Source organism: Pseudoglutamicibacter albus (genome assembly GCF_031458175.1).
Lineage (GTDB): Bacteria > Actinomycetota > Actinomycetes > Actinomycetales > Micrococcaceae > Pseudoglutamicibacter > Pseudoglutamicibacter albus.
Map to the genome: position 1 here is coordinate 267,871 of NZ_JAVDXX010000001.1, position 22,388 is coordinate 290,258.

Consider the following 22,388-nt stretch of genomic DNA (forward strand, 5'->3'; position numbering starts at 1 on the left):
TAACCCCATTTTGACCCTTAACCCCCCAGTCCATAAGCGCTGAAAACGTTAAAGGTTCGTGGCCGTACCAGTCTTGGTACGGCCACGAACCTTTTGTGCGAGCCCCCTGCCGGAATCGAACCGGCGACCTTTTCATTACGAGTGAAACGCTCTACCGACTGAGCTAAGGAGGCCTGGCGGTGAACCGCCGGCATACACGCAAGGTGCATGCCACGAGTCGAAACTCTATCGGTTCAACGCGCCAGGGTCAAAACGCGGGTGAAACTGCGTTGAAACCGCCCTGAAACGGGGCCTACGTACGGCCACAACAACGCCGTAACCAGCGCGAGGCGATCCGTCAGCAGTTAGTCTTCTTAGGCATCTTTCCCTTGAGCAGGAAGTCTTCGACCCCGGTGGTGACGCACTCGTTGGAACGCCCGTAAGCGGTGTGGCCCCACCCGTCAAAGGTCAGCAGGGTAGAACCTGGAAGCTGCTTCTGCAGGTTCACAGACCACTGGTACGGGGTTGCTGGGTCGTGCTTAGTGCCGACCACCAAAACAGGCGGGATGTCCTTAGACACTTTGAAGTCATCTTGCGCGGCGCCACCGGCGTTAGGCCAGCCAGCGCAACCATCGTGCTCGCTGAGGGCCTCGCCGTAGAACGGCGCTTCCTTCTTGAACTTTTCGCGCGTCTTCTTGCGGGATTCCTCCGTCAGTGCAGACGCGCCGTAATCCATGCAGTTGTATGCGTAGAACGCCTGGCTGGTGTTGTTGCGGTACTTGCCGTCCTCTCCACGCTCAGTAGACAAGTCCCACAGCATCGCGATCCCCTCTGGGCCATTGTCTTCGATCGCCTGGCTCAACGCGTCAGTGAGCATGTCATGGGCTGCTGGCTCATACATCGGCAAGAGGGCTGCCTCGAAAACGGCGGCGCCACTGAACTTGCGGCCGTCCTCGGTGGTCATCGGTTTGGCATCCCACTTGTCGATCGCTTCGGTGAGCTTCTTACGGCCAGCCGCAACGTCACCTTTGAACCAGCAAGTATTCGGCTGCTCGGTGCAGGACTCAAGATAGTAGTCGAGGCTCTCCTCGAAGGACTTCGCTTGCCCAAGCCCGACCTCTTCCATCTCGAGCGTTGGGTCCAGCGCCCCGTCCAGCACCATGCGTCCAGCATTTTCTGGGAATAACGACAGGTACTGGGCGCCGAGCTCGGTGCCGTATGAGTAGCCGAGGTAGTCGAGCTTCTCATGGCCGAGGGCCGCGCGCAGAATATCCATATCTCGCGCGGAGTTCGGTGTGGTGATTTGGCTCAGCAGCCCTTCCGGCTTGGTGTTCTGCTTGCACTTGAGCACATCGGCTTCTGCGTCCTTCTTGATCTCCTTGATGCTCTGCTCGTTGTTGCGCGGCATACGAGATTCCTCCATGCGCGCATCGAGCTCCTCGTCCGTGAAACACTTCACGGCCGTCGAGCTACCCACCCCGCGAGGATCAAAACCGACGATGTCGTAGCTCTTACGCAGCTCATCTGAGAAGAGCATCGAGGCGGCGTCCTTGACCATGTTCACGCCCGAACCGCCGGGCCCGCCCGGGTTCACGACCAAGCTGCCTTCGGACTTTTCGGTGGCTTTCGCACGAATAACTGAGATCGTGATCGCGCCCTCGTCAAGCTTCTCGTAGTTCAGTGGAACTGCGATCTCGCCGCACTCAAAGTTGCCGCATTCCTGCCAGTCGATTTTCTGGTCATAGAAAGACTTCAGGTCTTTGCCGCTGACGGCTTCTGTGGCAGGCGCTTTCGACGACTCGGCCGGGCTCGCCTCGGGCCCGCCGTTGCTACCGCCACCGCCGCAAGCGGTGAGCGCTAACGCAACAGCGGCGGCTGCTGCACTGAACATCATGCCCCGGCGGGGCATAGCACCCGGAAGGAGCCGGGTTTGGTGTGGGGAAGTCACATTATCCTCGCTGATGTCGATCTGATGGAGCTAGTAGGCCAGGGTCTGCTGGTGGCTCGGGAGGTTCATCGAGCCGCAGACGGCCTGGGCGCAGTCAGTCTAGGTGAAGCAGAACTTCGCGGAGTAGTACTACGGGGTGAGACGATGATCGCGGCCATGAGCGCTTCGATCGCTACTTGTGGGCTCACATTTCCGGCGATCCTCTCGCGTGCGGTCCCGATGTGGTCGATCGCGGCAACAGAGTGCCCCGGATTCGTCGCGTTCGCGTACTGGGTCAGCTGCGGCGCTAGGTGAGCGTTGACGAGCTCTTGACCTGTGCCGAGCTGGATTGTGAGAACGTCGCGGAAGAACGTCGTCAGGTCGATCAATGCGCGGTCTATCGAGTCTGTGGTTCCGCGCCGTCCGCGGCGCTTAGCGGCATCGGCGAGGCGCTTGAATTCTGTGCGTAACTGCCGCGGGATCGATTCTTCCGGGGACAAGCCGAAGGTTTCCCTCAACGCAGCCTCATCGGCTTGGGAACGCTCTTCAACGGATGCGGTCGCCTCCGCGGTCGCTATCTCAACGAAATGGGCGGCTGCCGCCATAGCGTTAGCGATGTTCGTGGCTCTGAACGGCGTGTTCACGATGTCTTCACGCCGCTGCCGTGCCCCCTCGTCGCGGGCGAGCCTGCGGGCAACACCGATGTGGCCTTGGGAAACGCGGGCCGCGAACTCAGCTTGCGCCGGGGTTAGCCCGTCCCTGCGAACCAAAAGCTCCGCGACATCGGCGTTATCCGGGATCCGGAGTGTGATGTTGCGGCAACGGGAACGGATCGTGACCAGGACATCGGCGGGCGAAGGCGCACATAGGATCCACACGGTGTGCGGGGGTGGCTCTTCGATGGCTTTCAGCAACACGTTGGTGGTGCGTTCGGTCATGCGGTCGGCGTCTTCAACGATGATGATCCGCCAGCGTCCCGTGGCTGGCCTGTCGTGGGCTGTGCTGATGAGGTGGCGGACGTCTTCAATCGAGTAGGTAACGTTCTCGGTTGTCACCATGCTGACATCGGGGTGTGTTCCAGCGAGCACGGTGCGGCACGCCGGACATTCACCGCAGTCCTTTGCTTCCGGCGCGGCCTGTTCGCATTCAAGGGCGGCAGCGAACGCGCGGGCCGCGTTGGTACGTCCTGAGCCCGGAGGGCCGGTCATGAGCCACGCGTGGGTCATCGCACTACCGCTCACCGCGCGCTTGAGTTGCTCAACCACCCGCTCCTGTCCAGGGAGGTCCCGCCACACGCTCATGCGCTACCTCCGGCATCTGTCACGGCATCAGGTGCAGGGTTGGACGCTGAGCCCGCCGCAGGCCGCGCCGCCGGGGCTTGCTCGGCCTGTTCGGTCCGCGCTGTTAGGGGAACACGCTTTATGAGGGGAGCCACGGCCGCGTTGATCTGTTGCGCGATGTCTTCGATGCTTGCCCGCGCATCGATCACAAGATAACGCTGCGGATCCAGTGCCGCGATCCGCTCGAACTCTTCCATGAGTGTTCCGTGAAACTCATCGGGCTCGGCTTCGATGCGGTCGCTGGTTCCGCGTTGGCCTTGGCGTGCACGCGAGTCCGCTACCGGCATCGTGAGCACGATGGTGAGGTCGGGTTCATGCCCCCGCACGGCCGGGGCATTGATGGAGGCAACTGTTTCCAGGCCGAGCCCGCGGCCTGCACCTTGATACGCGAGCGAGGAGTCAAGGAAGCGATCAGAGATCACAACCGCGCCGGCCTCCAGCCACGGGATGATCCGGTCGTTGACGTGAGCCGAACGCGCCGCAGCATAGATCAAGGCTTCGGTGACAGGGTCCATCGGAGCGAACGCCGGGTCAAGCACGATGCCGCGCAGTGCCTCGGACACAGCCGTTCCGCCTGGTTCGCGGGTGGTTTCAACGCGGTAACCGGCCGAACGCAGGTGCTCGGCGAGCAAGCGAGACTGGGTTGATTTACCTGTCCCGTCGCCTCCTTCAAACACGATGAACACACCGGCGGTATTACGGTGTTGCTGTGTGGCATCTACCTGCATGTACTTAACCCTACCGGTGGTTAGGTCCAAAACATGAGGGTGAACACATAGAATGGGACGCATGACTTGGGCTCTCATGATCGAATTCGTGATCTCCGTGTTAATCGACGGAGCCATTTTCGCTCTCGCGTTATTCGCGTTGCTGGACTGCCTCGGGCAGCCCGCGGACCGTTTCCGCGTCTTCAGCAGGATGTCGAAGGGCGCGTGGACAGGAGCCCTCGCAGCGGCAGCGCTCGTGTCAGGTCTTTCATGTGTCAGCGGTGTGACCGCTTTGATAGGTCGGCCTTTCGGCGCCGGCATTCTAAGCGGTGGCAGCTTCGGCATGATCCTGATCTTGGCTGCGGCGATCTTCACAGGCGTGTATTTGGCGGGGGTCCGTCCTAACGTGTCCGGTAAGAACGGGTACGGCTCGTATTAAGCCGCGGCACCCATCGTCATTGAGAGACCCTGCTTGCGCGGGAATGAAAGGCGGATCATGACTTATAAGCTGATTTTGCTTCGGCACGGTCAGAGCGAGTGGAACGAGAAGAACTTGTTCACTGGCTGGTATGACGTGACGTTGACTGAGAAGGGGCGTGCGGAGGCCAAGCGTGGCGGTGAGCTGCTCAAGGAGACCGGCAACCTGCCTGATGTGCTTCACACCTCGCTGTTGACTCGCGCCATCGTGACGGCCAACATCGCTTTGGAGGCCGCGGATCATGTGTGGATCCCGGTCAAGCGTTCGTGGCGGCTCAACGAACGCCACTATGGTGCGTTGCAGGGCAAGAACAAGGCCGAGGTTTTGGAGAAGTTCGGTGAGGAACAGTTCATGACCTGGCGCCGTTCTTATGACACTCCGCCGCCGGAGCTGGAGGATGATTCGCCGTTCTCGCAGGCGAATGACCCTCGCTACGCGGACCTTGTTTCGATGCCGCGCACCGAGTGCCTTGAGCAGGTTCTTGAGCGTCTGTTGCCTTACTGGACTGAGCAGATCGTGCCGGATCTGAAGGCCGAGAAGACTGTTTTGGTGACCGCGCATGGTAACTCGTTGCGGGCGCTCGTGAAGCACCTGGATGGTATTTCGGATGAGGATATCGCCCAGTTGAACATCCCGACCGGTATCCCGCTGGTGTATGAGCTGGATGAGAGCCTGAAGCCTGTCACCCCGGGCGGCACCTATCTTGATCCGGATGCTGCCGCGGCTGAGATCGCTAACGTCGCCAACCAGGGTAAGAAGTAACGCCTAGGTAATGCATAGAGCTGGGGCCAGCACCTGCCACAGGTGCTGGCCCCAGCTCTATGCTCTCTCAGCCGCGAACGGTTAGTGAGGCGTATCGGCTACTTGAATGGGAGGTCTACGGACTCTGGCTCCCATTCGCCGGTCACGAGGTAGGTGACCTTGCGGGTCACGGAGACGCCGTGGTCGCCGAAGCGCTCGAGGTAGCGGGAGGTCAGGGTCACGTCTGCCGTGGTTTCGGATGGTGCGTCCCATTCTGGGGCGGCTACGGCACGGAATACAGATGAGTGCAGTTCGTCGATCTGGCGGTTCTTTTCAATGATCTGGCGCGCCAGGCTCAGGTCGCGGGTGTCGAGCAGGTCGCCGAGCATGTGTGCCAGCTCGATGTCCAGCTTCGCCATGTCAGCGAAGGTTGGGATGATGCTTTCTGGTGCTACCGGGTTAGGGAAGCGCAGGCGAGCCAGCTGGGCGATGTGGCGGGCGAGATCGCCCATGCGCTCGAGGGATGCAGACATGCGCAGCGAACCGACGATCATGCGGAGGTCGGAGGCGACTGGGCCTTGGAGGGCGAGGACGTCGATGGCGCGCTCGTCCAGTTCGTTCTGCATGAAGTCGATGCGAGCGTCGCTTGCGATGACTTCCTGCGCTAGTTCGGTGTCTTGGGTGGTGAACGCCTCCCATGCCTGTTCCATTGCGGTTGCAACACGGTGGGACATGGTGATGAGGCCTTCGCCGATGGAGGTCAGCTCTGCTTGGAAGACTTTGCGCACGGTTGCGTGTGTTCCTCTCGATTGTCAGACATGTGCGGCGGCGGTGAGTTTTGCTGTGTGCGGCTCACGCCGTGTGTCTCTCACTGGGCACATGTGGGGGACTATGAATTATCTTTGCTCCGCTAAGTATCGCGGCGGTAGGCGTTACATGAACATCAGGTGAACAGGTCGTAGGGGAGTGCATTCTCCGGTTGTTGTCTAGTTTTCCAGGGTTAGGCTCTTAGTGTGGACCATACGCAACTCATTGCCGTGATTTCAGGCCTGGTGGGCCTGCTCATAGGTGTGGGCGGAGTCCTTGCTTATAACGCATCGCAGCGTGGCAGGGTTCTCCAGCTCGCTGATGACACCCCTGATCTGCCGGAAGGAGCGGCAGACGTGTTGGGGGTTATTGGTCGTGCCTATGTTTTGGTCGATGAGGTCGATGGCGTGGTGCGGGCGAATCCGTCTGCGTACGCGTATGGGTTGGTGCGGGGCCATACGTTGGTGCATAGCGACATTGTGGAGATGATCGCTGATGTTCGCCGCGATGGTGTGGTTCGTGAAGGCGAGTTTGAGCTTCCGCGCGGCCCTGTGGGGCAGGGTTTCATTGTGGTGCATGTGCGTATGGCGCCGCTGGGTGGGGAGCATATTTTGATCCTTGCAGATGACCGCACTGAGATCACTCGTACAGCTACCATGCGCCGCGATTTCGTCGCGAACGTTTCACACGAGTTGAAGACCCCGGTCGGTGCTGTGGGTTTGTTGGCTGAAGCTATTGAGAGCGCGGCTGATGACGAGGTCGCGGTGCGGCGGTTCACCAAGCGTTTGGCTAAGGAATCGCAGCGGTTGGCGGCTTTGGTTCAAGACATTATTGAGCTTTCACGCCTGCAGTCTGCTGATGTTGTGCAGGCGGGTGAGGAAGTCGATATGTCCAAGCTCGTGAATGAGGCTGTGGATCGTACGGCGCTCATCGCGGGTGAGCAGGACATTGAGATCAAGGTTGGCGGCATCCAGAACGCGACCGTTTATGGCGAATCTGATCTGTTGATGACTGCGGTGCGGAACCTGATTGATAACGCGATCAGGTATTCCCCTGAAGGCACCACGGTTGGTGTGGGGATCAGTGACCGGAATGGTTTGGTTTCGGTCACGGTGACTGACCAGGGTCCGGGTATTCCGGCGGATGAACAGGAACGCGTGTTTGAGCGTTTCTACAGGCTTGATTCGGCTCGTGCCCGCTCGACTGGTGGTAGCGGGTTGGGTTTGAGTATCGTGCGGCACGTGATGGAGAGCCACGGTGGTGAAGTGACCTTGTGGTCGCAGCCGGGGCAGGGTTCTACGTTCACGTTGCGTTTGCCGCGCCTCGAAAGTGAGGAAGAGCAGAGCGCTTCCTCGGCAAGTTCTAGCCTCGAGGAAGCCTCGAGCGTTGAGGGAAAGTGAGTACAGCACGGTGACACGCATTCTGATTGTGGAGGATGAGGAGTCGCTCTCCGATCCGCTCCACTTCCTTTTGGAACGCGAGGGGTTCGATGCCGCAGTCGCTGCTGACGGGGAAACCGCGGTTCAGGAGTTTGACCTGCATGGTGCGGACCTCGTTTTGTTGGATTTGATGCTCCCGGGGCTTCCGGGAACTGAGGTGTGCCGGCAGTTGCGGCAACGTTCTAACGTGCCGATCATCATGTTGACGGCTAAGGACTCTGAGATCGATAAGGTCGTGGGTCTTGAGCTAGGCGCGGATGACTATGTGACGAAGCCGTATTCTTCGCGTGAACTGCTGGCCCGGATTAGGGCCGTTTTGCGTCGCCAGGGGGAAGCGGAAGAGCTGATTTCCACGACCGTGCAGGCGGGCCCTGTCCGGATGGATGTCGAACGGCATGTGGTCACGGTGCGTGGTGAGCGTGTGCAGATGCCGCTCAAGGAGTTCGAGCTTCTTGAAATGTTGCTTCGTAACGCGGGCCGTGTGATGACGCGCGGGCAGCTGATCGATCGAGTGTGGGGCTCGGACTATGTGGGCGATACCAAGACTCTTGATGTTCATGTGAAGCGTCTGCGCGCCAAGATTGAGGAGGAGCCCGGCTCGCCTGTTCACTTGGTGACGGTGCGCGGCCTGGGATACAAGTTCGAAGGCTAGTCTTCCTAGCGTAGGTACCGTTTCCCGCGCAGTTACCGTATAAAACGCTGTGGGCCGGACACTCGAGCGAGTGTCCGGCCCACAGCGTTTTATTGTGCCATGCCCGGCGGTTAGCGCGGGTCAGGCTGTGTTCTTAGTGGCCGTGGTCGGCCTTTTCGGAGGGCTTGAGGTGGTCGCTACGTGACTTGTCGTGGCCACCTGGGACGTAGTTGGCGTACTCAGGGAGGGTTCCGTCGACTACTGGGACCTTCGCGGTGGTGCTGTTGCCGCCGCTCTTGATGGTCACGAGGACCTGCTGGCCAGGGTAGGTGCCCTTGTTGGTTTCCTTGCTGGTGTCGCCTGGAACCGTGAAAGTTTCGGCGTTCTTATCGTCTTCGAGGCGCAACGGTTTGTCTGCGGTGACGTTGGTGTCTACGGAGTTGCCGCTGAACTCGAGGCTGAGGTCTGCAGAGTCCTTGCCCTTGTTCACGATGGTGCCGAGGTAACGGGCTTCTTGGTCGGCGCCGTTGGTGACGAGCATCAGGTTCTGGATGGTGACGTCGCCGACGTGCGCGGAGACACCGTCTGATGGGTCGTACTGGGCAGTGGTTGCCTGGTCGTTGATCGCACCGCAGCCGGTAGCGGTGAGCGCAAGCGCAGCAAGGGCGGCGCCCGAGGCGGCGCGGCGGATGCGGGCCTTCACGGGAAGTTTCACGAAATTAGCTCCTCATCAATGAGTCATCTGCGCGGTTGTTTGCTCATTTAAGGGTGCAAGCAGACCACCGCCTCCTGCGATTCTATCGTGTTTGTGTGTTTCTCGCGGCCTCGGCTGTGTGTTGGTGACAAACCGTTCGGGCTTGTGCGGTGATTCGATCGTTTATTTGGGGTGCGTGGGCCGCTGTTGTGGTGACTGTGTTGCCAGTCGGCGTATAGATAACTGCGCGTTGAAGGTACTGAGCCGTTAAGTTCCGTTTCCCCTATGTTTACGGGGTTCTGTGGAAAGGTGCGGAGTTAGTCGTGATATTCTAGTTATCTAGAAAGGGGTTTATCCGCATGATTTTTGACGTCGGAGAGACGGTCGTTTACCCACATCACGGTGCTGCCACGATCGAAGAGATTAAGATGCGCACCATCCGGGGCGAAGAGAAAATGTACCTTAAGCTTCGGGTTGCCCAGGGTGACTTGGTGATTGAGGTCCCTGCTGAGAATGTGGATCTTGTTGGCGTCCGCGACGTTGTGGACCGGGATGAGCTTGAGCACGTTTTTGAGGTGTTGCAGGCTCAGGATGTGGAGGAACCTGCTAACTGGTCTCGTCGTTATAAGGCGAACTTGGAGAAGCTGGCTTCTGGTGATGTGAATAAGGTCGCTGAGGTTGTGCGTGACTTGTGGCGCCGCGAGAATGATCGTGGTCTGTCTGCTGGTGAGAAGCGCATGCTGGCTAAGGCGCGCACTATCCTGACCTCGGAGTTGGCTCTTGCTAAGAAGCTGACGGAAGATGAGGCTGAGGTTGTCCTGGATGATGTTTTGTCTGGGAAGCGTAAGGCTAAGGTCTAAGTTTTCGTATCGGGGGTTGAATGTCACCTCATGTGACTCTTCTTCCGGCCGAGTGTTCACCGGAGTCTGTGGCCATCGTTGTGGTGGCGGCGGGCTCCGGTACGCGTTTAAAGGCCGGTATGCCTAAGGCTTTGGCGGCTGTTGCTGGCCGGAGTTTGGTTGAGCATTGTCTCGATGTTGTGGTTGATCCGGGCCTGGCCGGGCAGGTGGTTGTTGTGACGCCGCCTTCTGATGGGCGTGTAGCGCAACTCGTCGCACAGCGTCCTGAGGTTGCCGGTGTTGCGGTTTCGTGTGTTCCTGGCGGGGCGACGCGTCAGGAATCGGTGGCGGCCGGTCTTGCAGCTGTGGGGGATGCGCGTTTCGTGTTGGTTCACGATGTCGCTCGCGCCTTTGCGCCTGCCTCCTTGTTTGGGCGGGTTGTTGAGCAGTTGCGTTCCCGTGATGATGTGGACGGCGTTGTTCCGGGGCTACCTGCGGTGGATACATACAAGATCGTTGATGCCGATGGCGTGGTGGTGGATACGCCGGAGCGTTCGTCGCTGCGTGCTGTGCAGACGCCGCAAGGTTTTGTCGCGGATACGTTGCGGCGTGTGCACCGCGAGTCGGTTGGCCGGGATGCCAGTGACGATGCGGGCTTGCTTGAACAGACCGGTTACCGGGTTGTGGTGGTTGCCGGGGATGAGCGGGCGTTGAAGGTCACGCATCCGCAGGATGTTGTTATCGCTGAGGGCATTCTCGCGGCCGGTGCCGCTGAAGAGAAGGGAGTTGGAACCGTGAGTGAGGTGCGCGAGTTGGGTGAGGGAATCCCTGCAGGTTGCTTGCCGATGGTTGGCTTGGGTTTTGATGTGCACGCGTTTTCGGATGAGGACCCGTCAGCGCCTGGGGCTTTGCCGTTGATGTTGGCTGGGCTTGAGTGGCCGGGGGAGCGCCGTTTGAGTGGGCATTCTGATGGTGATGCGGTGGCTCACGCTGTGTGTGATGCGGTGTTCGCGGCGTCCGGTTTGGGGGATGTGGGCACCCAGTTTGGTACTGACCGCCCTGAGTTCGCTGGCGCGTCTGGCGTGACGCTGGTTCGTGAGGCCGGGCGTTTGGTGGGAGAAGCGGGCTTCACGGTGGGGAACGTGTCGGTTCAGTTTGTGGGGAACCGTCCACGCTTTGCTAAGCGGCGTGAGGAAGCGAACCGTGTGTTGTCGCATGCCTTGGGCGCTCCGGTTGTGGTCGCTGCCACGACGTCGGATGGCTTGGGTTTCGAGGGTGCGGGCGAGGGTATTTCGGCCCGCGCGGTCGCGTGGGTGTATCCGACGCCGAAGCGATAGGGTTGGGTCTGTGAGCTTGCGTTTCTATGACACCCGTACCCGTGCCGTCCACGATTTTGTCCCTGTCAGGGAGGGGCATGTGGGGCTGTATTACTGTGGCGCGACGGTTCAGGGGATGCCGCATGTGGGGCATGTACGATCGGCCATCGCGTTCGATATTTTGCGGCGCTGGCTGATGTATCGCGGTTTCACGGTCACGATGGTCCGTAACGTCACGGATATTGATGACAAGATTTTGGAGAAGTCGGCGCTGTCTTTCTCTGATCCTGCTCAGCTCGGCCCGGATTATGTGGCTAATGAGTTGTGGTTCGCGTTGGCGTACCGTTTTGAGGCGGCGTTCCGTGAGGCGTATGCGACATTGGGCGTTTTGCCTCCGACGTATGAGCCGCGCGCTACGGGGCACATGACGGAGATGTTCGCGTTGATTCAGCGTCTGATCGATGCGGGCCATGCGTACCCGGCTGAGGATGGCTCGGGTGACGTCTATTTCGATGTCCGTTCCTATCCTTCCTACGGTGCGCTGACGCATCAGTCGGTGGATGACATGCAGGATGCTGGCGACGCTGATCCGCGCGGTAAGCGTGATCCGCGTGATTTCGCGGTCTGGAAGGGTCATAAGGATGGCGACCCGTTGACGGCGTCGTGGGTTTCGCCGTGGGGGCGTGGCCGGCCAGGCTGGCACATCGAGTGCTCGGCGATGGCGGGTAAGTACCTTGGCGAGACGTTCGATATCCACGGTGGTGGCTTGGATTTGCGTTTCCCGCATCACGAGAATGAGATGGCTCAGTCGCAGGCTGCTGGCGATGGTTTCGCGCGTTTCTGGATGCATAACGGCATGGTGACGTTTGAGGGCCAGAAGATGTCGAAGTCCGTGGGGAACACGGTGTCTCCGCGTGAGATGTTGGCACAGGCTCCGGCGGATGTTGTCCGGTATTTCTTAGGCCAGGCTCATTATCGTTCGCAGTTGGATTATTCGCCGTCGTCTCTGGCGGAGGCCGGTGCCGCTCTGGAGCGTGTGAAGGGTTTTGTTGCGAGGGCTGCCGAGAAGTTTGGCGCCGATGCTGTGGCTGGTGGCGAGGTTGCGCCGGCTTTCGCTCAAGCCATGGACGATGATCTGAATGTTCCGCAGGCGCTTGCGGCGTTGCATGAGACGGTGCGTCGCGGCAACGCAGCTTTAGGGTCAGGCGACGGCGCGGAGGCCGGTGCCGCGTTGGACGCGGCTCGCCAGGTTGCGGCGATGACCGCGGTGTTAGGCCTTGATGACGCGGCGTCCACTGTTGCGTCTAGTCAGGGCGCCGAATCGGACGCGTTGGCGCAACTGGTGGAGGCGCGTCTGGCTGAGCGCGCGGCCGCGCGTGCGGCGAAGGACTTTGAGACCTCTGACCGTATCCGTGATGAGCTCGCTGCGGCGGGCATCACGGTCAAGGATGGCGCTGATGGCGCATCGTGGGTTTTGACTGGATTGTAGAGCTTGGAAGCTCGTAGGGGTTTCAGAGCCTAGACTTGACGTTAGTCCGGGTTCCGGGCGTTGTAGTTGATCGTTGTGTCCGTTGAGGAGGGCATATGTCGGCGCCACGTAAGGCACCACGTAACCGTAAGGGGCCCTCTAAGGGCAGCGGCGGTAAGAATAAGCGCGCGCTTGAGGGCCGCGGTCCCACTCCTAAGGCGGAGGACCGGGTCTATCACAAGGCGCATCGTGCCAAGGTTTTGCGGGAGCGTTCGCAGAACAAGCAAGGCAACCGTCGCCAACCGACTGGTGGTCGTCGTTTCTCTGAGGAGCACGTGAACGGGCGTAACGCTGTGCTGGAGGCATTGCAGGCCTCCATCCCGGCGAAGGCTTTGTATGTTGCGGCTCAGATTGATGTGGATGACCGCATCCGTGAAGCGTTGAAGATCGCGGCTCAGCGACGCATTCCGATTCTTGAGGCGACTAAGCCTGAGCTGGATCGTTTGACAGACGGCTCTGTGCATCAGGGTATTGCGATACAGATCCCGCCGTATGACTATCCGGATGCTGCCGCGAGCCTTGCCGATGCGATGGAGAACTACCGCAACGGAACAGCGGGGGCCCCGTTGGTTGTGGCGTTGGACGGTATCACTGATCCGCGTAACTTGGGTGCGATCATCCGTTCCGCATCGGCCTTTGGTGCTGGGACGATCGTGATTCCGGAGCGCCGAACGGTTGGTGTCACTGCTACAGCGTGGAAGACCTCTGCTGGTGCTGCTGCACGTGTGCCGGTTGCGCGGGCCACGAACCTCACGCAGGTTCTGCGGCAGGCCAAGCAGAATGGCTTCTATGTTCTGGGTCTGGATGGCGGGGGTGATGTATCCCTGCCTGAACTTGAACTTGCTGATGAGCCGCTGATTGTTGTGGTGGGCAACGAGGGCAAGGGATTGTCGCGTTTGGTTTCGGAGACGTGTGATCAGATCGTCTCGATCCCGATTAACGCTGCGATGGAGTCTCTCAATGCATCGATGGCTGCGGGCATCACGCTGTACGAGATCGCGAATAAGCGACGAGCATCACAGAACTGAATCTTCTTCGCTAACTCCCCTGAACTGCGTCCTGGAACGTGGTACAGGGGAGTTTTGCCTTGTATTTACGGGGTTCATGGCTGGAACGCTGGCCGGTGTGTGGGTGGTTTTGCGTTTTGGTGTGGGTGTGTGTAGAGTATTTTCCTGTTGCCCACACGGATGGAGTGCCGGTTGCCGGCGTGTCTGGTGGACAATGACTCGGGATTCATCTACCGGCTAGGTTTGTTTCTGGTTTTGGTTTGGTGGGGTTTCGGGTTTCATATCTGCCATATGGTTGCTTTCTTGTTGAGGGTTTCCGGGTTGTTTACCTGGTTTTGTTTTCTTGGAAAGCTTGTGGTAGAGTGAGTATCCGCTCTTGAGCGAAGCGTCCTGGTTTCTTTCTTACTTCGCATGGTTTGTGTGGGGTTTGTGGGGCGTGGAGTCTTGGGTGTTTGTTGTTTGAGAACTCAATAGTGTGCCAAGTTTGTTTGTTGATACCAAATATTTTTTGTTTGGTGGTTGCCTGCATGCTCTTGATCCCTGTCAGGGTGTGTGGGTTTCTGCTTGGATTAGATGTGACCGCGCCCTTTTTTGTGGGGTGTGGTTGTCCGCTTTGTAGCATCTGTTTTTATGTTTTTTGCGGAGAGTTTGATCCTGGCTCAGGATGAACGCTGGCGGCGTGCTTAACACATGCAAGTCGAACGCTGAAGCCTGGTGCTTGCACTGGGTGGATGAGTGGCGAACGGGTGAGTAACACGTGAGTAACCTGCCCTTGACTTCGGGATAAGCCCGGGAAACTGGGTCTAATACTGGATATGACTTCCTACCGCATGGTGGGGGGTGGAAAGATTTATCGGTTGGGGATGGACTCGCGGCCTATCAGTTTGTTGGTGGGGTAATGGCCTACCAAGACGACGACGGGTAGCCGGCCTGAGAGGGTGACCGGCCACACTGGGACTGAGACACGGCCCAGACTCCTACGGGAGGCAGCAGTGGGGAATATTGCACAATGGGCGCAAGCCTGATGCAGCGACGCCGCGTGAGGGATGACGGCCTTCGGGTTGTAAACCTCTTTCAGTAGGGAAGCAGCCTCTTTTTGGGGTGACGGTACCTGCAGAAGAAGCGCCGGCTAACTACGTGCCAGCAGCCGCGGTAATACGTAGGGCGCAAGCGTTATCCGGAATTATTGGGCGTAAAGAGCTCGTAGGCGGTTTGTCGCGTCTGCTGTGAAAGCCCGGGGCTTAACTCCGGGTGTGCAGTGGGTACGGGCAGGCTAGAGTGCAGTAGGGGAGACTGGAATTCCTGGTGTAGCGGTGGAATGCGCAGATATCAGGAGGAACACCGATGGCGAAGGCAGGTCTCTGGGCTGTTACTGACGCTGAGGAGCGAAAGCATGGGGAGCAAACAGGATTAGATACCCTGGTAGTCCATGCCGTAAACGTTGGGCACTAGGTGTGGGGGACATTCCACGTTTTCCGCGCCGTAGCTAACGCATTAAGTGCCCCGCCTGGGGAGTACGGCCGCAAGGCTAAAACTCAAAGGAATTGACGGGGGCCCGCACAAGCGGCGGAGCATGCGGATTAATTCGATGCAACGCGAAGAACCTTACCAAGGCTTGACATGGACCGGATCGGCGCAGAGATGTGTTTTCCTTTCGGGGCTGGTTCACAGGTGGTGCATGGTTGTCGTCAGCTCGTGTCGTGAGATGTTGGGTTAAGTCCCGCAACGAGCGCAACCCTCGTTCTATGTTGCCAGCACGTGATGGTGGGGACTCATGGGAGACTGCCGGGGTCAACTCGGAGGAAGGTGGGGATGACGTCAAATCATCATGCCCCTTATGTCTTGGGCTTCACGCATGCTACAATGGCCGGTACAATGGGTTGCGATACTGTGAGGTGGAGCTAATCCCAAAAAGCCGGTCTCAGTTCGGATTGGGGTCTGCAACTCGACCCCATGAAGTCGGAGTCGCTAGTAATCGCAGATCAGCAACGCTGCGGTGAATACGTTCCCGGGCCTTGTACACACCGCCCGTCAAGTCACGAAAGTTGGTAACACCCGAAGCCGGTGGCCTAACCCTTGTGGGGGGAGCCGTCGAAGGTGGGACTGGCGATTGGGACTAAGTCGTAACAAGGTAGCCGTACCGGAAGGTGCGGCTGGATCACCTCCTTTCTAAGGAGCACTCAACACCACAACCTGTATGGATATATGCATGGTGGTTGGTGGTGTCAGAGAATAGATGGTGCTGCTGTCACGGGTGTTGACAGGTGCCATGCTCATGGGTGGAATATCAACGAAACCACGCACTCTCTTGGGGGTGTGTGGGTCTTGGTGCATTGTTGGGTCCTGGAGCAACAAACCACCAGGTACGTAGCGGGCATGTTTTGTGTTCGTGTGTTTGGTGTGGTTGTTTCTCTAGTGTGTCCCCGACCTAATACAACACGCTACTGTGTGCGCTGGTTCTTTGACTGGTGTGTCTGGTGTGGTTGGTGGGTGTGGGGTTGTTGTTTGGTTACTGCATAGTGGACGCGAGCATCTTGTGAGGATGACACCCCTTGTGGGGTGTTGTTTTCATGTATGTGATTTTCTCAACCCAACACAATCAGTCCAGTCTTTTCCTTTTTTGGTTGGTTGGTTTGTTGGTTGTGTGGGTTGTGTTTGTTGCTCATGAATCAATGGTTTGCATATGTGTGTGTAAGTTGTTGAGAGCGTATGGTGGATGCCTTGGCATCAGGAGCCGATGAAGGACGTGGGAATCTGCGATAAGCCTGGGGGAGTTGATAACCGGACGGTGATCCCAGGATGTCCGAATGGGGGAACCCCGCATGCTGTGAGGTGTGTGACCTGACACTGAATATATAGGTGTTATGGGGGGAACGAGGGGAAGTGAAACATCTCAGTACCCTTAGGAAGAGAAAACAATAGTGATTCCGTTAGTAGTGGCGAGCGAACGCGGATGGGGCTAAACCTGTATCGTGTGATACCCGGCAGGGGTTGCGGTGCGGGGGTTGTGGGTGTATGTGTCCAGTTACTGCCGTGGCTGGCTGGTGAGGTGCGGGCGTGGAGACGAAGCAGTGTGAGTGCTGCACCGTAGAGGGTGTGAGTCCCGTAGTCGTATTATGTTCCGCCGCTAGATCGTATGACCCGAGTAGCACGGGGCTCGTGGAATCTCGTGTGAATCTGCCAGGACCACCTGGTAAGCCTGAATACTACCTGATGACCGATAGCGGATCAGTACCGTGAGGGAATGGTGAAAAGTACCCCGGGAGGGGAGTGAAATAGTGCCTGAAACCATGCGCTTACAAACCGTCAAAGCCCTTTAGGGGTGATGGCGTGCCTTTTGAAGAATGAGCCTGCGAGTTAGTGCTGTGTCGCGAGGTTAACCCGTGTGGGGTAGTCGTAGCGAAAGCGAGTCTGAAGAGGGCGTTTCAGTGGCACGGTCTAGACCCGAAGCGGGGTGATCTACCCATGGCCAGGTTGAAGCGTGTGTAAGAGCACGTGGAGGACCGAACCCACCTAGGTTGAAAACTGGGGGGATGAGCTGTGGGTAGGGGTGAAAGGCCAATCAAACTCCGTGATAGCTGGTTCTCCCCGAAATGCATTTAGGTGCAGCGTTACGTGTTTCTTTACCGTGGTAGAGCTACTGGATGGCTGATGGGCCCTACAAGGTTACTGACGTCAACCAAACTCCGAATGCGGTGAAGTGAGAGCGTAGCAGTGAGACTGTGAGGGATAAGCTTCATGAGTCGAGAGGGAAACAGCCCAGAACATCAGCTAAGGCCCCTAAGCGTGTGCTAAGTGGGAAAGGATGTGGAGTTGCTGAGACAACCAGGAGGTTGGCTTAGAAGCAGCCACCCTTGAAAGAGTGCGTAATAGCTCACTGGTCAAGTGATTCCGCGCCGACAATGTAGCGGGGCTCAAGTACACCGCCGAAGCTGTGTCACTCCATACTTTTGTGTGGGGTGGGTAGGGGAGCGTCGGGCATGTGGTGAAGCCTGGGTGGAAACCATCAGGTGGAGCGTGTTCGAGTGAGAATGCAGGCATGAGTAGCGAATGGCGGGTGAGAAACCCGTCCGCCGAATGATCAAGGGTTCCAGGGTCAAGTTTTTCTTCCCTGGGTGAGTCGGGACCTAAGGCGAGGCCGACAGGCGTAGTCGATGGACAACGGGTTGATATTCCCGTACCGGCGAAGAACCGTCCATATCGAAGCGATGATGCTAACCACCCCAACCACACCAGACCAGCCACTTTGTGGCTAGATGGTGTGTGCGGCGTGGGACCCGATTCGTGGAGGTAAACGTAGTAACAGGTGTGACGCAGAGAGGTAGCCGGGCCAGGCAATGGAATCGACCTGGTCTAAGAGTGTAGGCCGGTGTATAGGCAAATCCGTACACCATAATGGCTGAGACTTGATGGGCGCCCACTATGGGTGGGTGATCCGGTGATCCTGTACTGCCGAGAAAAGCATCGACGTGAGGTTCTAGCTGCCCGTACCCGAAACCGACACAGGTGATCTGGTAGAGAATACCGAGGCGATCGAGAGAATCATGGTTAAGGAACTCGGCAAAATGCCCCCGTAACTTCGGAAGAAGGGGGGCCTGCCTCGTGACCCCCACATGCTGGGGTGAGCGGGTGTGGGCCGCAGAGACCAGAGGGAAGCGACTGTTTACTAAAAACACAGGTCCGTGCGAAGTCGCAAGACGATGTATACGGACTGACTCCTGCCCGGTGCTGGAAGGTTAAGAGGACCTGTTAGAACATTCGTGTTCGAAGCGGAGAATTTAAGCCCCAGTAAACGGCGGTGGTAACTATAACCATCCTAAGGTAGCGAAATTCCTTGTCGGGTAAGTTCCGACCTGCACGAATGGAGCAACGACTTCCCTGCTGTCTCAACCATGAACTCGGCGAAATTGCAGTACGAGTAAAGATGCTCGTTACGCGCAGAAGGACGGAAAGACCCCGTGACCTTTACTATAGTTTGGTATTGGTGTTCGGTGCGGTTTGTGTAGGATAGGTGGGAGACTGTGAAGCAGCCACGCCAGTGGTTGTGGAGTCATTGTTGAAATACCACTCTGATCGTATCGGATGTCTAACCTCGGCCCGTGATCCGGGTCAGGGACAGTGCCTGATGGGTAGTTTAACTGGGGCGGTTGCCTCCTAAATGGTAACGGAGGCGCCCAAAGGTTCCCTCAGCCTGGTTGGCAATCAGGTGTCGAGTGTAAGTGCACAAGGGAGCTTGACTGCGAGACTGACAGGTCAAGCAGGGACGAAAGTCGGGACTAGTGATCCGGCAGTGGCTTGTGGAAGCGCTGTCGCTCAACGGATAAAAGGTACCTCGGGGATAACAGGCTGATCTTGCCCAAGAGTCCATATCGACGGCATGGTTTGGCACCTCGATGTCGGCTCGTCGCATCCTGGGGCTGGAGTCGGTCCCAAGGGTTGGGCTGTTCGCCCATTAAAGCGGCACGCGAGCTGGGTTTAGAACGTCGTGAGACAGTTCGGTCCCTATCCTCTGCGCGCGTAGGAAATGTGAGAAGGGCTGTCCCTAGTACGAGAGGACCGGGACGGACGAACCTCTGGTATGTCAGTTGTACCGCCAGGTGCACCGCTGATTAGCTACGTTCGGGAAGGATAACCGCTGAAAGCATCTAAGCGGGAAGCCTGCTTCAAGATAACATTTCCAACCAAACATTGCTTTGGGAGAGGCCCCCAGCTAGACCACTGGGTTGATAGGCAGGAAGTGTACGCACGGACCATAGACGTGTTCAGCTGACCTGTACTAATAGGCCGATCACTTACACACAACACCAACCTCATCCTCTTCAATAGCGAGGGGTTCGCGTCCACTAAGCGGTCACCACACCACAAACCCACCCCCACAACACACACGTAGCAACCCGGCCGCGTGAAGGGGTGACACACCAAGAATTGAATACAGCAACACACACGTACACGTACAGATTTCCCGCAACCCGGTACGGGTTGATGGGTGAGAGAGTTACGGCGGTTATAGCGTGGGGGAAACGCCCGGTCCCATCCCGAACCCGGAAGCTAAGCCCCACAGCGCCGATGGTACTGCAACCGGGAGGTTGTGGGAGAGTAGGACACCGCCGAACACACTATAGAGAGGATGTTGGTCCCGAAGCTCCCAACCCCCACACAGGGGGTTAGGTCGCAGCATCGGGACCAACACCCATCTAAACCACAAAACCAGGGATAACAGAAGAAGCACGGGTAGCTGCTGAGTGCCACAAGTGAACAGCGCCGTGTTAGGCCGCACTACGACAGTGCTATCTCAAGCCTCACGTCATCAGACCCCGGTAGCATCCCTACGGAAGCCGGCTCTATAGACTGAATCCATGACTGACATGCCGCTGTTCAGCCACGCACCACAAGACAAACCTGAAACCGACGCGCAACAGCCAAGCACGCTGGTACGCGTCGAAGCGATCGTTCCCGTAGACATCCTGAACGCGTGCGAAGGCCTCGTCGACTACACAGACCTCTGGTGGCCCCGCAACCAACGCTTGAGCACAGACCCGGAAGCCCAACTTATCTGGGACGAAAACAGCCTCTTTGAAATCGACGAACAAGGCAACGTCCACCTATGGGGACACAACCACGGAAGCGAACCACCGCTAAAGATCAGCATCCTGCTCGAAAACGAAGCGTTCCCACACCACATCGCAACCTTCACATTTACGCCACACGGAGTCCAATCAACACGCGTCGATATCCGTGCAGAAGCACCCCGGGCAAACCACCGGATCACGAGCAGCATCTGGCGGGACGTACTCCAAAGCTATTCAACCTTCATGGGCAACCGGGAGCGAGCTCAACGAACTTAGAATGACTGCATGCTGACAACTCAGGGCGTGTGACGTTACACGTGAAATCTCGATTATGTTCCTGAGATGCCTTGATGTAAGGTGTGAAGGTCTCGTCACCGGGGTGTGGCGCAGTTTGGTAGCGCGCGTCGTTCGGGACGACGAGGTCGCAGGTTCAAATCCTGTCACCCCGACGCAGAGGTTCTGGCCTGGAGCAAAAGCTCCAGGCCTCAACTGTTTAACCGGCTCTGCCTAGCTCTAGTGACGCTTACCCCCTTAACGTTCTGCTGGCCGTTAACCCTCTATTGAGCGGTTATGCCTAGTCGGGCCGCTTAATCTCAGATACTGTTACTCGAAAGCATGCCCGTAACAACGAATGATTCAACGAGAGCAGTATTCATGGACGCAGACCTCATTGTTGTAGGTGCAGGGCTGGCGGGACTCGTCGCTGCGAGAGAAGCGATTCGGGGCGGACTCTCAGTAGCTGTCCTGGATCAAGAGAACCGACAGAACCTCGGGGGCCAGGCGTTCTGGTCGTTCGGCGGAATGTTCCTGATCGATACACCACAACAGCGCCGCCTAGGCGTCAAGGACTCGGCCGAGCTTGCGCACTCAGACTGGAGCGGAACCGCCGGCTTCGACCGACTCGATGACTCGGATGGGCTTGCCCAAGACCGGTGGGCGAAACGGTGGGCCTATGAATACGTCGAATTCGCTGCAGGGGAGAAAGCCTCATACCTGGCTGAACACGGCATCAAGTTCACGCCGGTTGTCGGTTGGGCTGAACGCGGAGGAACATCAGCGGACGGGCACGGAAACTCCGTGCCGCGCTTCCATGTCCCTTGGGGGACAGGCACCGGCATCGTGAAGCCATTCATCAACTTCGCACTGCAAGCAGAGAAAGACGGCAAACTCCGGTTCCACTTCCGCCACCGCGTTACCGGGCTTGTGACTGAAAGCGGGCGCGTCGTCGGTGTAGAAGGCGACGTCCTCGAGAACTCGGCGCGAGACCGCGGACGCAGCTCGACTCGTACGCGCACTGGAGGGTTCACAATCACCGCGCCTGCCGTCGTGATGGCGACCGGCGGTATCGGAGCCAACACCGAACTGGTACGTGCCAACTGGCCCGAACGCCTCGGGTCTGCGCCACGGAACATGATCTGCGGGGTTCCGGACTACGTCGACGGATCAGGCCTGATCGCAGCAGAAGCCGCGGGTGCACGATGGGTCAATAAAGACCGCATGTGGCACTACACGGAGGGGATCATCAACTATGATCCGGTGTGGCCGCACCACGGTATCCGGATCCTGCCGGGCCCAACGCCGCTGTGGTTCGATGCGCGCGGCAGAAGGCTCCCGCACCCTAACCTGCCCGGATATGACACCCTCGAGACCCTCAAGTATCTGCGCACAACGGAAGATATTAAGGACTATGAGCATTCGTGGTTCATCGTCAACGAACGGATCCTCGCGAAAGAATTCGCGCTCTCCGGCTCCGAACAAAACCCGGACATCACATCGGGGAAGATGGCCAGAGTGCTCGCCTCACGCTTGTCTTCCGGAATCTCCGGACCGGTGCGGCGCTTCCAACGCCAAGGCCAGGACTTCTTGACCGCCGAAACCCTAGAGAAGCTCGTGCCGCAAATGAATCAGTTGGTCGGGGAAGAGCTCATCGACGGCGATGAGCTGCGGGCGCAGATTCAGGCACGCGACCTGCAGATCGACAACCCGTTCTCGAAAGACGCCCAAATCCAGGGGATCCACAACTCCCGGGCTTTCCGCGGCGACCGGATGATCCGCACCACCAAGCCGCACAAGCTCCTCGACCCAGCGGCGGGGCCGCTTGTTGCGGTGCGGCTTCACATCCTCACACGCAAATCGCTAGGCGGCCTGCAGACAGACCTGGCATCACGGGTTATCGGAAGCGACGGCGAGGTCTTGCCGGGGCTTTGGGCGGCTGGCGAAGCCGCTGGCTTCGGCGGTGGAGGCGTGCACGGTTATCGAGCGCTCGAAGGCACGTTCCTGGGTGGTGCGGTGTTCTCGGGCCTACTAGCGGGCCGCTCACTCGTTGAAACGCTACATTGAGCTTGGGCTAAGCCCGGGCACGTATAATGTTTGAATTGAGTGCCGT

At 58.4% G+C, this 22,388-nt stretch carries 15 protein-coding genes, 2 tRNA genes and 3 rRNA genes; 14 read left to right on the forward strand and 6 right to left on the reverse strand.

Annotated elements, in window-relative coordinates; translation table 11 throughout:
• Nucleotides 1-100 precede the first annotated feature (100 nt).
• The 4 genes from J2S67_RS01120 to tmk all read right to left on the reverse strand — a co-directional run bounded on the left by J2S67_RS01120 (nucleotide 101) and on the right by tmk (nucleotide 3,974).
• Nucleotides 101-173 (reverse strand) — tRNA-Thr (locus J2S67_RS01120).
• 164 nt (nucleotides 174-337) lie between these two features.
• Nucleotides 338-1,873, reverse strand: a complete 1,536-nt coding sequence (locus J2S67_RS01125) for an alpha/beta hydrolase (RefSeq protein ID WP_310245496.1) — start codon at nucleotides 1,871-1,873, stop codon at nucleotides 338-340.
• Nucleotides 1,874-1,992: 119 nt separating this feature from the next.
• A complete protein-coding gene (locus J2S67_RS01130) occupies nucleotides 1,993-3,207 on the reverse strand; it encodes a DNA polymerase III subunit delta' (RefSeq protein WP_310245499.1) in 1,215 nt (404 codons plus the stop codon).
• Entirely contained in the window at nucleotides 3,204-3,974 is a 771-nt protein-coding gene (gene tmk / locus J2S67_RS01135; RefSeq protein ID WP_070490162.1) for a dTMP kinase, read from the reverse strand. The genes J2S67_RS01130 and tmk overlap by 4 nt, the downstream gene beginning before the upstream one ends.
• 61 nt (nucleotides 3,975-4,035) lie before the next feature.
• Here tmk and J2S67_RS01140 point away from each other — a divergent pair, with 61 nt between their 5' ends.
• Entirely contained in the window at nucleotides 4,036-4,392 is a 357-nt protein-coding gene (locus J2S67_RS01140; protein ID WP_052048632.1) for a DUF2516 family protein, read from the forward strand.
• 57 nt (nucleotides 4,393-4,449) lie between these two features.
• Nucleotides 4,450-5,193, forward strand: coding sequence for a phosphoglyceromutase (locus tag J2S67_RS01145; protein ID WP_070490161.1), 744 nt, complete (start codon nucleotides 4,450-4,452; stop codon nucleotides 5,191-5,193).
• Between the two features lie 98 nt (nucleotides 5,194-5,291).
• Here J2S67_RS01145 and phoU read toward each other — a convergent pair whose 3' ends face one another.
• Nucleotides 5,292-5,960 carry a phosphate signaling complex protein PhoU gene (gene phoU, locus J2S67_RS01150; protein WP_035757391.1) on the reverse strand — a complete coding sequence of 223 codons (669 nt, stop codon included), beginning with the start codon at nucleotides 5,958-5,960 and terminating at the stop codon, nucleotides 5,292-5,294.
• Between the two features lie 225 nt (nucleotides 5,961-6,185).
• On the opposite strand from phoU, the gene J2S67_RS01155 reads away from it, so the two are divergent.
• Both J2S67_RS01155 and J2S67_RS01160 read left to right on the forward strand, forming a co-directional pair.
• Nucleotides 6,186-7,379: a sensor histidine kinase gene (locus tag J2S67_RS01155; RefSeq protein ID WP_310245511.1), complete on the forward strand. Its 1,194-nt coding sequence runs from the start codon at nucleotides 6,186-6,188 to the stop codon at nucleotides 7,377-7,379.
• 10 nt (nucleotides 7,380-7,389) lie between these two features.
• Complete coding sequence (locus J2S67_RS01160) at nucleotides 7,390-8,070, forward strand: response regulator transcription factor (RefSeq protein ID WP_035757387.1); 681 nt, start codon at nucleotides 7,390-7,392, stop codon at nucleotides 8,068-8,070.
• Nucleotides 8,071-8,203: 133 nt separating this feature from the next.
• Here the strand turns inward: J2S67_RS01160 and J2S67_RS01165 are convergent, their stop codons facing one another.
• Nucleotides 8,204-8,764 (reverse strand): hypothetical protein, encoded by a 561-nt coding sequence (locus J2S67_RS01165; RefSeq protein WP_035757385.1) that lies wholly within the window; start codon nucleotides 8,762-8,764, stop codon nucleotides 8,204-8,206.
• Between the two features lie 338 nt (nucleotides 8,765-9,102).
• On the opposite strand from J2S67_RS01165, the gene J2S67_RS01170 reads away from it, so the two are divergent.
• The 10 genes from J2S67_RS01170 to J2S67_RS01215 all read left to right on the forward strand — a co-directional run bounded on the left by J2S67_RS01170 (nucleotide 9,103) and on the right by J2S67_RS01215 (nucleotide 22,342).
• A complete protein-coding gene (locus J2S67_RS01170) occupies nucleotides 9,103-9,603 on the forward strand; it encodes a CarD family transcriptional regulator (RefSeq protein WP_035757383.1) in 501 nt (166 codons plus the stop codon).
• A 32-nt stretch (nucleotides 9,604-9,635) separates the two neighbouring features.
• The gene (locus J2S67_RS01175; protein ID WP_035757381.1) at nucleotides 9,636-10,919 is read left to right on the forward strand and encodes a bifunctional 2-C-methyl-D-erythritol 4-phosphate cytidylyltransferase/2-C-methyl-D-erythritol 2,4-cyclodiphosphate synthase; all 1,284 of its coding nucleotides are present in this window, start codon (nucleotides 9,636-9,638) and stop codon (nucleotides 10,917-10,919) included.
• Between the two features lie 10 nt (nucleotides 10,920-10,929).
• Nucleotides 10,930-12,387 (forward strand): cysteine--tRNA ligase, encoded by a 1,458-nt coding sequence (gene cysS, locus J2S67_RS01180; protein WP_310245518.1) that lies wholly within the window; start codon nucleotides 10,930-10,932, stop codon nucleotides 12,385-12,387.
• Nucleotides 12,388-12,482: 95 nt separating this feature from the next.
• Nucleotides 12,483-13,454 (forward strand): 23S rRNA (guanosine(2251)-2'-O)-methyltransferase RlmB, encoded by a 972-nt coding sequence (gene rlmB, locus J2S67_RS01185; protein ID WP_310245520.1) that lies wholly within the window; start codon nucleotides 12,483-12,485, stop codon nucleotides 13,452-13,454.
• A gap of 615 nt (nucleotides 13,455-14,069) precedes the next feature.
• Nucleotides 14,070-15,602, forward strand: a 16S ribosomal RNA gene (locus tag J2S67_RS01190).
• A gap of 520 nt (nucleotides 15,603-16,122) precedes the next feature.
• Nucleotides 16,123-19,233: ribosomal RNA gene (locus tag J2S67_RS01195) — 23S ribosomal RNA — on the forward strand.
• A gap of 196 nt (nucleotides 19,234-19,429) precedes the next feature.
• Nucleotides 19,430-19,546, forward strand: a 5S ribosomal RNA gene (rrf, locus tag J2S67_RS01200).
• Together the 16S, 23S and 5S rRNA genes form the textbook arrangement of a ribosomal RNA operon.
• Before the next feature lie 243 nt (nucleotides 19,547-19,789).
• A complete protein-coding gene (locus J2S67_RS01205) occupies nucleotides 19,790-20,278 on the forward strand; it encodes an SRPBCC family protein (protein ID WP_070507699.1) in 489 nt (162 codons plus the stop codon).
• A gap of 99 nt (nucleotides 20,279-20,377) precedes the next feature.
• A tRNA-Pro gene (locus tag J2S67_RS01210) sits at nucleotides 20,378-20,451 on the forward strand.
• 205 nt (nucleotides 20,452-20,656) lie between these two features.
• Entirely contained in the window at nucleotides 20,657-22,342 is a 1,686-nt protein-coding gene (locus tag J2S67_RS01215) for an FAD-binding dehydrogenase (protein ID WP_310245525.1), read from the forward strand.
• Nucleotides 22,343-22,388: the final 46 nt, after the last annotated feature.